At 41.3% G+C, this 12,494-nt stretch carries 14 protein-coding genes; all 14 read left to right on the forward strand.

All coding sequences use genetic code 11. The annotated features are described in order from the left end of the window. The first annotated feature begins 34 nt into the window (after positions 1-34). The 14 genes from IPP66_16745 to IPP66_16810 all read left to right on the forward strand — a co-directional run bounded on the left by IPP66_16745 (position 35) and on the right by IPP66_16810 (position 12,465). A complete protein-coding gene (locus IPP66_16745) occupies positions 35-352 on the forward strand; it encodes a hypothetical protein (protein ID MBK9926921.1) in 318 nt (105 codons plus the stop codon). Between the two features lie 28 nt (positions 353-380). Further along, on the forward strand, positions 381-1,061 hold the full coding sequence (locus tag IPP66_16750; protein MBK9926922.1) for an NUDIX domain-containing protein: 681 nt from the start codon (positions 381-383) through the stop codon (positions 1,059-1,061). 73 nt (positions 1,062-1,134) lie between these two features. Beyond that, positions 1,135-2,061 (forward strand): HEAT repeat domain-containing protein, encoded by a 927-nt coding sequence (locus tag IPP66_16755; GenBank protein ID MBK9926923.1) that lies wholly within the window; start codon positions 1,135-1,137, stop codon positions 2,059-2,061. Positions 2,062-2,066: 5 nt separating this feature from the next. Then, positions 2,067-3,557: a hypothetical protein gene (locus tag IPP66_16760; protein MBK9926924.1), complete on the forward strand. Its 1,491-nt coding sequence runs from the start codon at positions 2,067-2,069 to the stop codon at positions 3,555-3,557. A 17-nt stretch (positions 3,558-3,574) separates the two neighbouring features. Beyond that, a complete protein-coding gene (locus IPP66_16765; GenBank protein ID MBK9926925.1) occupies positions 3,575-4,255 on the forward strand; it encodes an NUDIX hydrolase in 681 nt (226 codons plus the stop codon). Between the two features lie 211 nt (positions 4,256-4,466). Further along, positions 4,467-5,048, forward strand: coding sequence for a hypothetical protein (locus IPP66_16770; GenBank protein ID MBK9926926.1), 582 nt, complete (start codon positions 4,467-4,469; stop codon positions 5,046-5,048). A 28-nt stretch (positions 5,049-5,076) separates the two neighbouring features. After that, positions 5,077-7,068, forward strand: a complete 1,992-nt coding sequence (locus IPP66_16775) for a hypothetical protein (GenBank protein MBK9926927.1) — start codon at positions 5,077-5,079, stop codon at positions 7,066-7,068. A 253-nt stretch (positions 7,069-7,321) separates the two neighbouring features. Then, positions 7,322-7,948 (forward strand): hypothetical protein, encoded by a 627-nt coding sequence (locus IPP66_16780; GenBank protein MBK9926928.1) that lies wholly within the window; start codon positions 7,322-7,324, stop codon positions 7,946-7,948. 95 nt (positions 7,949-8,043) lie between these two features. Next, positions 8,044-8,775, forward strand: coding sequence for a hypothetical protein (locus IPP66_16785; GenBank protein ID MBK9926929.1), 732 nt, complete (start codon positions 8,044-8,046; stop codon positions 8,773-8,775). 150 nt (positions 8,776-8,925) lie between these two features. Next, positions 8,926-9,633: a pentapeptide repeat-containing protein gene (locus tag IPP66_16790; GenBank protein ID MBK9926930.1), complete on the forward strand. Its 708-nt coding sequence runs from the start codon at positions 8,926-8,928 to the stop codon at positions 9,631-9,633. 344 nt (positions 9,634-9,977) lie between these two features. Continuing rightward, positions 9,978-10,334 (forward strand): hypothetical protein, encoded by a 357-nt coding sequence (locus tag IPP66_16795; GenBank protein MBK9926931.1) that lies wholly within the window; start codon positions 9,978-9,980, stop codon positions 10,332-10,334. 100 nt (positions 10,335-10,434) lie between these two features. After that, a complete protein-coding gene (locus tag IPP66_16800) occupies positions 10,435-11,064 on the forward strand; it encodes a hypothetical protein (GenBank protein MBK9926932.1) in 630 nt (209 codons plus the stop codon). A gap of 308 nt (positions 11,065-11,372) precedes the next feature. Beyond that, positions 11,373-12,017 carry a hypothetical protein gene (locus IPP66_16805; protein MBK9926933.1) on the forward strand — a complete coding sequence of 215 codons (645 nt, stop codon included), beginning with the start codon at positions 11,373-11,375 and terminating at the stop codon, positions 12,015-12,017. A gap of 28 nt (positions 12,018-12,045) precedes the next feature. After that, complete coding sequence (locus IPP66_16810; protein ID MBK9926934.1) at positions 12,046-12,465, forward strand: hypothetical protein; 420 nt, start codon at positions 12,046-12,048, stop codon at positions 12,463-12,465. Positions 12,466-12,494 lie beyond the last annotated feature (29 nt).

Raw genomic sequence — 12,494 nt, forward strand, 5'->3', positions numbered from 1 at the left:
GTCGGGAAGCAGGTGATCGTTTGGGAAAAGGACTATGCCCCGAAAAATTTTTGAAGACCAAACCCGCAAGCAAATAATCGACCCGCAGTTGGAACAGGCGGGTTGGTGTTTGCATTCCTTTTCGAGGAAAGAAATTATGGGATGTACAATAAACACTCACCGTAACTACAACGCTGACCAGATTCGCTTTTTGCGCGCGGTGCAAAGTGTGTTCTTGCAGAAGCGCCATCTCGAAACCGCTGATTTGTATGATGCGCCATTGGATATGTTTGGTGCCGATGCGGTGGAGCGGTGGTTTACGGAGAAGGAAGAGGAAGAAGTAGTTGAGTTTGCAAACCGAATGGCAGTTTAATTTCAATAGTTAACAGGAGAAAAGAAAAATGGACTTTTTAAGCAAATATCTAGCGTTGGTCGGGGAGCGCCCAGAGCTATTTCGGAATACGGGCGAGGTGGGTGAAGTTAAAGTTATTACAGACCCCGATCGAATTCGCATTGAGCATGAACGTCTGCGAGAAAAATTCCGCGACACAGGAAAACCTGAAAACTGGATCGACATTGGCGTTTTGGCAGAGGATGAGTGGGAATATGTAGTGCGCGATTTAGTGGAATTTGCGGATGGAAGAATTGGTGGATGGCGGCGAAGTATTAACCGAATTGTTACTCAGGGCGGGATAGGCTCGGTGGTTATGCCTGTTCAAGGTGATAAAGTTATCTTGCTTAAACACTTCCGCCATGAAGACAGGGCATGGTTTTGGGAGTTTCCTAGAGGCTGGGGAACTCCAGGACTTACAGCCGAGGAGAATGCAATAAAGGAACTGAAGGAAGAGATAAGCCTAGCACCTCAAAAGATTCTTCAAGTATGGCGGGAGCCTACTGCCGCTTTCTTTTACGCTGATATGGAAGATGGCGAACCTCGTACTCAGGATGGAGAGCCTGTGCAAAAAATTGAGTTAATTGGACTTAAAGAGCTGGAGGTAAGGATTATGGATGGCGATATAACCGACTGGTTCACAGTACTAGCGTTTCTAATGGCGCAGAAAAGAGGATGCTTTGTTATATAAGCCAAAGAATATTTAGACAGCGATTGGTTTTCGCTGTGGGTGTATGCGTTGGCTTATAACAAATGGATGATGTATGAGTGATACGTCAAAATGGATCGAAAAGGTGTTTGACAATAAGAATTTAATTATCCATTTAATAATTGATTCAATTTTCTTCTTGTTTGGGATACTACTGATTATTTCGGGATTGGTAAAGTTTTTCCCGCCCATAAACCCTTATGGATATACAGTGTCTGGCGGAGCAGGAAATGTCTTATTAATTACGGGGGGTGTTTTAATAATTTTCTCTATAGTTATATACATACTTGGGACTAGGAACACGCAAGAATCTGTTCAACAAATTAAAGGAGGGGTTAGCTATTTATATTTGCGGCAATATTTATCATCCAGAGTTGATGCAAAATTTGATGTCGCTAATAAATCAGATGTTATTCCTACTCCAAAATCTGTAGCAAATATTCCTTATTTATTAAGTGAGACAAGTTCTGAAATTGCGTTATTAAGAATATTGGGTCCACATCTAATTTTATTGCTAGAAGAGGAATCTGACGACAGAATTGCAACAGAGATCGTTGAGATAATAGGGAAAATAAAAATCTCAAATTCGGAAAAAATGTTGATTGACAACTACAAAAGAGATTATCTTGACTTGAAAATAGCCTGTGTTATGGCCTTGGGTGAACTTGGAACAATAAAGTCTAGAAAGTCTCTGGAAAAATGGCTGAAAAATCCATATAAGTTAGATGGTAGATTACTCAATGCAATGAATGTTTCTCTAAAAAAACTTGTTATTCCATATGAATATTTTACGGCTTTAAAAGACCAGCTGTTTGACGGAAAAATTCCGAAAAATATTAGAGAATCATATATTCAATCCGCATTGATAGAGTTAGATACAGATGACGCGATTGATGTAGTTGAAGCTTACCAGCTGTCTAAGATGGAAAGCTTAGATATAAACTTTGCATACCAACAAATAATAGCCAAGAAAGGACGTTAAAACAAATGAGCGCTTATTTTGAAAAACTCACGCCTAGCAAACTTGCTAAAGCCGCTATCGTTCCTCAAGTACTGGATAATCAATGGGTCCCAAATACCCTCCTTGATAGTATGATCAAGGAAGGTAGGTCTTTGAAAGATGTACAAAAGGAACGCTCAAAACATGTCATCAAAGAATGGAGACGCGCTCTAGTTTATGGAGAGCAGGTTGTTGTAAACCGAGCGTTTATGTTTAACAATGAAGTGGTCGTAGATGACTATGATGATTCTGAGAGTCGCGAACAATTGAAAACACTTCTCAATACAAATGTCATAATTCCATACCTTGTGTTTGAGGACTCACCAGATCAAAAGCCTACCTTTGACACAAAAGACAGTCTTTGGAATGCCTGGATAGATATTGTTCATGATACTCATATGTCGTGCGTTAAACTGGATTGGGGCGATCAGAATGATGACTTCAAAAGACTTTCGGGGATATATCATAATTATGTTCAAACCTTGAATACTGAACAGCGGGCTGAACATCTTGCGGGATATTTAAAAATACCTAAAGATGAATTTCCTGAATTCCGCAAACGGCTTAAGGACGTTGCCTCTTATGCATTCAATTTGGCAGATACCCGACTCATTACAAGAAACGACCTATATAAAGAGTTCGTAGTGACTGATGGTACCAATATTGCTGAAGGATATTACAGCAAGAAACCTTATGCAGCAAAAATCAAACAAATCGTTGATCTGAAATATAACGTAAATTTGCCTGATGCAATGGGTAGATATTCCCTTACTCCAGAAGGATCTCCGCCGCGTGCAGCGCTTGGTGACCTTGAGGAAACAATTCAAGCGAACATTATTAGCCCTGAAAATGTAAAAGATATATTACAAGCGTTACGTGGTCTTGCATTTGATCAAATTACGCAAGGGATGTATCTTAAAAACCTTGGTGATCTAAAGTTGGCTGATGTAATCAGGACGCGCGAGACCGAAGAGTGGGAGATGTATAGAAAAGCTATGTTGGATTTGTTGGCAAATCCATTGCAATTTCCTCATTTAAGTGCCGTGTTCTATGCAAAATTTGAAAAACTGAATACAGCCATAACTCGTATTCGCATTGAACGCGAACAAGCAAAATGGGAGCCTTGGGTGAAACTCTTGATCTCGGTTGGGGCAAAAGCAATCGAAATTGCCATTAACCCTGCTGATCCGTCTCAGAAAATATTAACAACACTAGGGACGGGGACACTTTCTACTGGGGTTACACCATTCTTAATGAGATTTACTGTTGGAGCAAGAACTTTCACAGACGCTGATTTGGATGTGAGCCTTGATTTTATGCGCGGCAATGTGCAATCTGGGCGCGAAGTTTGGAACGATATGCTCGGACAGTTGCGATCTACGCCAGGTTTTAAAGAGTTAACCGATGAAATAAAATCTGAAAATGATTCGAACTTAAGTCAACCTGAAGACCTTGGTGTAAATTATTACGGATATTAAGGATTTTGGTAAATACAATGAAATATTCTTCGTTAGCGAGCTCTCACCCTAAATTGTTTGATAATGAAAACGCCTTGATAAAAATAATATCTGATGAAAATGTGATTTCCAACTGGCAGGAACAAAGACGAATCGACTTGCAAAAGCAGGGAGTTTCGCAAGATAGGGCGGATATTGGTATTCTTCTTGAAGATTACAGCCTGTTGGTGTTACGCGATCTTGTGGAATTCCCAGGTGGATATAGAAATGGATATATCCTAATTTATAACCGTGCCTACTTGGAAGGAGGTGCTGCAGGTGTAGTTGTGTTGCCTGAAAAGGATGGAAAACTGCTTCTTTTTCGACACTATCGCCATGCCACCCGCATGTATCATTGGGAAATTCCAAGAGGTTTTGGGGAATCAGGTGTTGACGCAAAATCCCAAGCAATAGTTGAAGTAAAAGAAGAAATCAGTGGAGATGTCTCTGAGATATTTGAGCTTGGAGTTGTTTACAACAACACAGGCCTTGAAGGGAATCCAATTAATCTCTTTTTTGCGCGGATGGCTTCGGTTGGCGAAATGCAATTAGAAGAAGGTATTGAAAAACCAATTTGGGTCTCTGTCCCCGAACTTGAAAAAATGATTGCTGATAGCGAAATCACTGACGGATTCACCATTGCTGCGTACACCAAAGCCAAACTCAAAGGATTGATCTGATTTGCTCACCGACCCTAAACTCCGCAGCCAAGTAGATGCCATCTCAAGCACAAGACTTCGGAGTTCTCTAAGAATTCCGAAGTCTGAATCTCACGAGCCGCCGCTGGATATGTTTGGCGCGGATACGGTGGAATGGTGGGTTACGGAGAAGGAAATTAATGATCTTGTTCAACTGTTGGACAAAATAAAAATATAAGATGGGAGATATATTATGAATAGATGGCACAAGGTTGCATTAATAGTTATTGTAATTGCGCTACTTTCCCCTGTTGCCGTGGTAGAGATTCTTTACGGTGACCAAATGGAGTTTATAAGTTATCAGTTTGCTGGAGATTATTTGAAGTTTATTGGTAGTTTGGTCTCGATTTCTTTTAGTTTTTATCTAGTCAATATTTTCTGGAAAAACAAGGAAAACAATGATGCAATCAACCATGCAAAAAGCATGTTTATTAATTTCACATTTCGAGCGAGCAATATAGCTGATAAAAGTTTAGAACTATTAAATAAATCGTTCAATGAGTCAGAGTATTCCGAGAGTCAAAAAAGAGACAACGAAGTTGCTCGTTTGATAGAAAAAATGCATAAAGTAGGATTGGCTATTGAAAATACGCCTGTTGACAGTAGGGCATTAAAAGATGATGTGTTTATGTCTGTATATATCGACTTGGTTTGGAGAGATTTGTTTTCGGCTGTCGAAAGACTCTCGTTGTTGAAAAACTTTAGGAATAACTATGATGATTTCTTGTCCGCTCTTGTAGAAATAAAAACTATTGCGAAAAAGATTCTGCAATGAATTAAGCTAAACATAACTGGAGGGTATTATGACTGAACTTAGGCGTCTTGGAGAAGTAGTAGATTTCGAATCGGAGTTTGTAGTTGGTGACAAGCGAATTATTCGAGGGCTCGATAATTTAGGCGGAACAATATTATTTCCAGATGAACGGCATGTTATTAAAGATTTTTACATGACCACTACGAATAAAAAGAAGGTCTACATTTCGGATGGGCTTGGAGAGATAGAGATTGGTGATTATGAAGGTTCGATATTAGATAAGCTATTAAAGCCAATAGACCCTGTGCTTTGTATTAAAGGAAGAATGGGGTCTGGTAAGACAACAACCATGAAATACATCATGGAAAATTTTATGGATAGAGTCGTGTGTGAATGCCAGGGATTTGACTATCCACCTAAGAGACTAACGGCTTGGGTGGATTTTAAAGAATTAATCACTGAAATAAAAGCTACAGTTCCAGACTTGATCGACAAAATTTGCACTCAACTTTGGAATAAGTGTGTGTACTATTTAGATGACGACTTTGAGTATCGTCAATTTTGGGACCATTTGCTACAAATAAATGAATTTGGAAGCGATAGCTTTGTTGAGCAAGTTGTTGGGAATATTCACTCTGAATATCCCGATGTGCGAAAAGTTAAAGTGTTTAGCGAAAAAGAAATTAGCAACCGCAAAATCATAAAAGCAAAATTAAAAGACAAAAGTGTTATCTGGTATCTTAGATATCTAATCTTACTTTATCGTTTTATCATTCAAGTTAGGTTTTCGAATCATAGAGAGTGCGCGATCATTATCCTGGACAATGTCGACTCTTTGTCGACTGAACTCCAAAGGAGTTTGGTTAAAATCATTATTGGATGTGCACATTATCATGGACCGTTGTTTGTAATTCTTGTTCGCCCCGAAACTTTTGAACGTCACGGGTTGAATGATATCTTGCGTGACATCATTGTTCATCAAAGTCCTGATCCACATCAAGTGATAATAAGTCGTCTTGAGCGATTCTTAAATGAGCCTGATGCGTATTTTAAAGCAGCGCAAACGCTTACTGATGAAGAAAAAAGATTAGCAACCTCTTATCTGCGAAAGATATACCCAAAATTGAAGAACGGGAGTGCATTTAGAGAATTTATTATTAGCGTTTCAGGGAAAAGCATTAGAAACTCGCTTGTATTAGCGCAAAGTATTTTCCAGTTGACAGCTGGAGAGATGAAAAGAAGAGATTTAACTGTGCATTACTTAATTCGCGCAATCGTTCGATTTGGGTACCCACAATTTCGTGGATATCAAAATCCTAGAGTAGTAAATCCATTTGATGTTGAAGGTGTAACAGATGGTAGATATTTAACTAAGGTGCGTTTGTTAAAATACATAGCTGGTAGAGGGGGAGCATGTCATACACCCACAATTCTTAGCACGTTTGCACCATTTAATACTTTAAATCTTGCTCCTAATCATGATGTCACAGCGAAAGCTTTAGAAGAATTGTTAAGTAATGATTGTCAATTATTAACCTCTAATGGCTATGACGCGTTTCACATTACGCCCGAAAATGATCAAGACGAAATTTCAATTACAGAAATTGGGAGAGGTTATATTGATCACCTTATTCATAATATTCATTTTATACAAGAGGTTATGTTAGACGCTCGGGTTGAATCTGATTTTCGTGTTCCAGGACAGCACACAGATAAACTTGCTGAAAAATTAAGCGTGATGATAAGGTTCTTGGATAAGGTGCATTTATCTGATGTCGCTGAAGTTCAAGCTTTTAATGAAAAAGGTATAGTAAGCTACGCAAAAGTATTTCAGCCTCATTTAATTTCTTTTGAGATAATTCAAAGTGTGTATGAACACACAAAAAGACTTATTGTGTCAATAGAGCAAAATGCCCTAAAAAACATAGTCGAAGAATATGAAGATGTCTTAGATGAGTTTCAAGAACTTCTTTATAAGGCAAAAGCTAATAACAATAGATTATTTGGAGTAACCTATGGTACAAGACCTGAACCAGAGTAGCGAATTTATTTTACGCAGCCTTAATTGTTAACCGACCCTAAACTTCGTTCGCAAGTAGATGCCCTTTGGGATAAGTTCTGGACGGGGGGGGACTGTCTAACCCGCTCGATGCGATTGAGCAGTTTTCGTATTTGTTGTTCTTGGAGCGGCTGGGTGATCGTGAGAATGCGGCTGAGATGCAGGCAAAACACAAGGGGACTTCGGCAGGGCGTATTTTTACAGGAGAGTTGTGAAATCCCTATGGAAGGCAAATATGACTGAAAACAAAATAGAAGCCTTGAAAATGCAATATCAAGCTTTGCTCGCAGAGTATCAGGTGATGCGGCAAAGCGTGCAAGATTATCGGTCCATGCAAGGGCAGTTAGACAGCATTACACTTGCCGCGTTGGGCATTTCCATTCCAATCATACTCACCATCCTTGATCGCTCTTTGCTATATGCGGGCGTTATTTTATTGATCCCTATTCTCTTTTTCGCTGTTGCCTTTACTCAATTGCGATATGAAAGAATGATTACGATTGCCGCCATGTATGTCGATAGCACTTTGCGCCCTCAAATCGAGCAACTCCTTTCCAAGTTATCAAAGGAGAAAGTGTCCGTTTTTCAGTGGGAAGGGTATCTGGCTGGGCAGAACCCGACCAACAACCTGTTTGTTGGATGGGTGGTGCTGTGTCTACGGTCCATTTTGTCTTTTGGCACGGGCCTTGGGGTCATTGGGATCTATGTGTTTATCCGCGTTTCTCAACCCCAGACGATGCAATTGTTTGAAGTGTGGTTGCTCATTATCGATGGGGTCCTATTCGTAGGTGATCTTGTCTTTGCCCTGAGTATTGCCCGCCAGCGCGGCGCCTACAATAAAAAGAACTCCTATGGGAAGTAGTGTCGATGAGTTGTCCCCTGAAGGGGATGCTTCGCAATTTGAGAGTCTGTTGAGTGAGAGTTTTGGAAAATAAATATTGAGAAAAGGGAAGTGAAATGAAATTTCTAAATACAATTTGGCAAGATATACGACAAGGTGAAAATATTGACTCGTATATAGCAATTATTGTGGCTTTGGGTTTGTCTATAGCTAATGTTTTTGGGCTTGCCCCACAAGCTCTGCTTGGATCCATAACCCTTGCTGTATTGGCGTTGTTGGCGATAACCAATTTGGGTAATCGTCATCGTTTGGATATGGTACTAAATCAAAGGGATAGTGAGTTTTTCATGAAAAAACTTCCCGAATCTGTTCAGGGAGATATAGAGAAAGCAAAAGAAACCTGGCTGTTTGGATATAATTTAACTAGGACAATTGTAAATTATTCAACGTTGCTTGACGAAAAATTAGAACGGGGTGAAAAAGTAAAGATACTTTTACTTGACCCAAATGGGAACAGTTTAACTTACGCAAACAAGACGCTTTATTATCCTATGACAGATGAACAACATCGAGAACGTATTCATACTACACTAAGTAACCTGCAACAAATTTCCAGGTCTAATAAATCTAATTTAGAAATTCGTCTTGTCGATTTCCCTTTTGCTTTTGGCGTTTATGCTATGGATATGATGTCGTCAGGTGGAAAAATTTATATCAAGACTTATGAATATAAGACAAAGGCTGATGGTCCTCGAATTTTGCTAACGCCAAGGGATGAGTATTGGTATGAATATTATAAAAATCAAATACTTGCACTGTGGAATGATGCAAAACCTTATGAACCGTAACAGCGGGAACATAACGGCTAAAGCCCCACAAGAAGAGTTTACTCCTTATTGGGGACAGGCGGGTGTAGTGGCGTGGGTCGAGTCCCTGCGGGGGAGGCAGGTCGAGGGGTTATTTGAGTCCCTGTTGAGCGAAAGTTTTGGATGGCAACAATGAATTGGTCAGATATTCTTGGATCGATAATTAGTGGTGTAATAAGTGGTATTACTGTTGGTTTAGTAGTTTTTAGACTTGATTTGATCCGTGCAAAACGTGAGCGGCGCTTAGCAGATTTTCGTATTGTTTCCAGTTGGGAGACATCGAAGCCGAAAATTAGCCTAAGAAATTATGATTTAACTGACGCAAATCTTTCTGACTACGATTTTTCCTCAGCAAATTTTGAGCGTGCGATATTTCAAAAAGCCTATTTACGCCTGACCAAATTTAAAGATGCAGACTTGAAATTTACAGATTTTAGAAATGCAGAAATTGCCGCAACAGATTTTACAAATGCTATCGTTTTCTATTCGAATTTCTCAAAAGCGGTGATACGGTCGCGATCTGACGAAAGCAAAAAAGAATATCCTGATTTTACAAATGCTCATTTTCGGGGTGTCAACTTTCGGAATGCAAAGATATCTGACGCCATATTTCATAATACAATTTTGAAGGACGCCGATTTTTCAGGTGCTGTAGTTAGAAACAGCGATTTCACAGATGCCGATTTGACCGATTCGAAGTGGAAAAAAGTCGGGCGTGTGGAAAACTGTATTTGGAAAGATGTGAAAATTGATGATACAAAAAACTTCCCCAACTGGTTACTAGAAGAGATTCAAGCGCAAAATGTCAAACAGAAAAAGAAAAGACAAAATGAAAAATAATCTATTTACGGGTGTAGTGGCGCGGGTCGAGTCCCTGCGGGGGAGGATGTCCGAGTCCACGCGGCAGGTGGAAGGGTTGTTTGAGAGTCTGTTACATGAGGCATTCAATGCGTAGGGGCGACTCTTCAATGCCATCGGTCGTTATGTCAAGCAAGGAAGTTTTGCTAGACAAGGCGCGAGTCAGTCCCAGGCGAGTCGCCCCTACGGTTGCGTTTGCGGGTGTGGTGGCGCGGCACCACACTGACTGCCCGAAGGGCGTGTCGAAGCGTCGAGGGGTTGTTTGAGTCATTGTTGAGTGAGAGTTTCGCGTGAAAAGACCTGACAGGTCTACGAAGGAATAAAATTTGAGTAAAATCGCATTTACTATCTTCGTATTTGGTTTATATCTCGTGGGACTTGGCATCGTGTTGCTTGTGGTACCCAATCTTTGGCTTGGCATTTTTCAAATCCCTGCCACGCATGATATCTGGATTCGTATCTTGGGAATGCTGCTTTTCTACCTGGGTATCTACTATATCCTGGCGGCGCGCAAGGAAATGACTGATTTCTTCCGCTGGACCGTCTACCTCCGCTCAACGGTTATCCTTTTCCTCATTACCTTTGTCCTGTTGGGTTTCGGTAAACCTATTATTATTCTGATCGGGATAATAGATTTCATGGGCGCCGTTTGGACGTGGTTAGCATTACGAGTCTCAAAATGAGTCGATTTGCGGGCGTGGTGGCGCGGCGCCACACTGACTGCCCGAAGGGCGTGTCGAAGTGGTCGAGTCGCTGTTGGCGGAGAGTTTTGGAGGATAATTAATGGCTACGAAAAAAGAAAATCAAAGAGAAGCGTTACTTGCAGAATTGGAATTGCATAAAATGGAATTCTCTGTGCTTAAACAAGAGGTATTGCAATTAATAGAATCGCAAAGGCAATACCTTAATTTATGTCTTGTGGCAATTGGCGCAGGTCTTGGGTTGTCTTCATATGTTGCCAAGGAGGATTTGCTTATTGTTCTCTTGCTGTTTCCTTTTGTCTTTCACATTCTTTTATGGGAGATGCTAAAAGCATGGAGGTCTATAAACTGGATATCAAGATATTTGTTGGAGACTTTGATTCCACGAATGAATTACATCGTAAATGAAATAGGAAGCTCTGAGAAACAAATTCGGGTACTTGGGTGGGAAGCTCATATCTCCTCTTTTAGTTTTTTAACTAGAGAGGAGCGTGTTTTAGCGGTTTTAGCACCGAGTAGCCATTTCATACCAGTCTTCGCAGTAGGAGTATTGTTGATAGCCTTTTTACTGATTTCAAATTCATATGGACACGTGCTCAGTCGCACTGAATTGGGATTGATCATTGCTAATCTCGTTATGCTTGTCTTTGCATCAATACAAATCATTTCGAATAATCGAAGTGATGCGCGTAAGGCAAAAATCGTGGAATAGAAGATTTTCAGAACATCGTCTTTCAGTCCACAATATGTGAATTTTGATGGAAAGTTTGCGGGCGTGGTGGCGTGACGCCGCACTGACTGCCCGAAGGGCGTGTCGAGGGGTTGTTGAGTGAGGCGTTCAATGCCGTCGGTTGTTATATCAAGCAACAGAGTCTCGCCAGACAAGGCGCCAGGCAATCCCTGGCGAGTCGCCCCTACGGTTGCGTTTTTGAAAGTCTGGGGAAGTCAAAAAAGGTAATCGTCCGCAAGCGGGAGTAAAATGTGCAGTAATGCGTCTGATAGCCGTGAAAGGAGATTCCCATGACTCGCCAGGCAAATATAGAGATCCTATCCACTGGCCTCAAACAGCCTGTACCGTCCTCTTTTTATGTCAGTTGGATCGTTCTCACGTCCTTGTGTGTTCCCATCGCTTATCTCCTTAGCATTATCATTCTGAAAATCATCACCAATATTGTTGGGGATTATGTCTTTGTAAATGGGATACGCCATATTACTGAAGACTATCTGGCGATGTACATTCTCGTCCCAAGTGTGAGCGCATTGACGGGATTGATGCAATACGGGTTGTTGCGCAAGTATCTGGATCATATGGGGTGGTGGATACTTGTCACCGTTGCGGGCTGGTCTCTCGGATTTCTCTTGATCTTGCTCCCCAGTTGGCTGAATTGGACAGACGCGCCTCTGAGCAATCTGGATTTGATCTTTCTCCTGATGGGATTGGGCATTGGTACATCACAATGGCTGTTACTGCGACATCGGTTCACTCGGGCAGGTTGGTGGGTTGCGGCCAATATAGTGGGTTGGGGGTTGCTTGCCTTGGTAACTCCCAATAATGCTTTGGGACAAATCGGCATATTGATCTTGGGCTTTTTACCCGCCTGTGCAACCGCCGTCACGTTGGCGTTTCTTATGAATATGGTCGCGCCAATCGAACCGAAAATGTGATGCTTGAAGAGACTAAATAAGGAAAGCTATGAAAAAATTATTCTTATATGTATTGACACTGCTCTCGGTGATGTCCCTTGCTTGTTCTGCATGGACGCGCCTCCTGCCTACGACATCGACGCCAGAACCAGAACCCAACTTTGAGCCAGTGACGACGCGGTTGTTGATTACCCCCGAGTCCCTGCCCGAGGCGCAAGTCGGTGTGGCGTATGAAGTCGAAATGAAGATCACACAGAATGTGACGCCCGTTGGTGATATGACAATTCAAGAAGGGACGTTACCAGCTGGCTTGGAGTTTATCTTCTTAAATGGGGAAGATGCCGCGCAAATTAAAGGCACCCCAGAAGAGGCGGGCGTGTTTGAAATTACAGTCTTTGCATGGTGCTATGGAACGCAGGTCAGTGGCCAGACGTTGATGAAGAAATACGAAATTGTCGTCAAGGAGTAGTTTGTGCAGGCGTAGCAGTCTACAGACTA

Source organism: Candidatus Defluviilinea proxima (assembly GCA_016721115.1).
GTDB classification, from domain to species: Bacteria; Chloroflexota; Anaerolineae; order Anaerolineales; family Villigracilaceae; genus Defluviilinea; species Defluviilinea proxima.

Excerpts from the sequence above, each read along its gene's own strand:
- IPP66_16745 (MBK9926921.1), top strand. The coding sequence starts at position 35 with ATGCCCCGAAAAATTTTTGAAGACCAAACCCGCAAGCAAATAATCGAC.
- IPP66_16750 (MBK9926922.1), top strand. The coding sequence starts at position 381 with ATGGACTTTTTAAGCAAATATCTAGCGTTGGTCGGGGAGCGCCCAGAG.
- IPP66_16755 (MBK9926923.1), top strand. The coding sequence starts at position 1,135 with ATGAGTGATACGTCAAAATGGATCGAAAAGGTGTTTGACAATAAGAAT.
- IPP66_16760 (MBK9926924.1), top strand. The coding sequence starts at position 2,067 with ATGAGCGCTTATTTTGAAAAACTCACGCCTAGCAAACTTGCTAAAGCC.
- IPP66_16765 (MBK9926925.1), top strand. The coding sequence starts at position 3,575 with ATGAAATATTCTTCGTTAGCGAGCTCTCACCCTAAATTGTTTGATAAT.
- IPP66_16770 (MBK9926926.1), top strand. The coding sequence starts at position 4,467 with ATGAATAGATGGCACAAGGTTGCATTAATAGTTATTGTAATTGCGCTA.
- IPP66_16775 (MBK9926927.1), top strand. The coding sequence starts at position 5,077 with ATGACTGAACTTAGGCGTCTTGGAGAAGTAGTAGATTTCGAATCGGAG.
- IPP66_16780 (MBK9926928.1), top strand. The coding sequence starts at position 7,322 with ATGACTGAAAACAAAATAGAAGCCTTGAAAATGCAATATCAAGCTTTG.
- IPP66_16785 (MBK9926929.1), top strand. The coding sequence starts at position 8,044 with ATGAAATTTCTAAATACAATTTGGCAAGATATACGACAAGGTGAAAAT.
- IPP66_16790 (MBK9926930.1), top strand. The coding sequence starts at position 8,926 with ATGAATTGGTCAGATATTCTTGGATCGATAATTAGTGGTGTAATAAGT.
- IPP66_16800 (MBK9926932.1), top strand. The coding sequence starts at position 10,435 with ATGGCTACGAAAAAAGAAAATCAAAGAGAAGCGTTACTTGCAGAATTG.
- IPP66_16805 (MBK9926933.1), top strand. The coding sequence starts at position 11,373 with ATGACTCGCCAGGCAAATATAGAGATCCTATCCACTGGCCTCAAACAG.
- IPP66_16810 (MBK9926934.1), top strand. The coding sequence starts at position 12,046 with ATGAAAAAATTATTCTTATATGTATTGACACTGCTCTCGGTGATGTCC.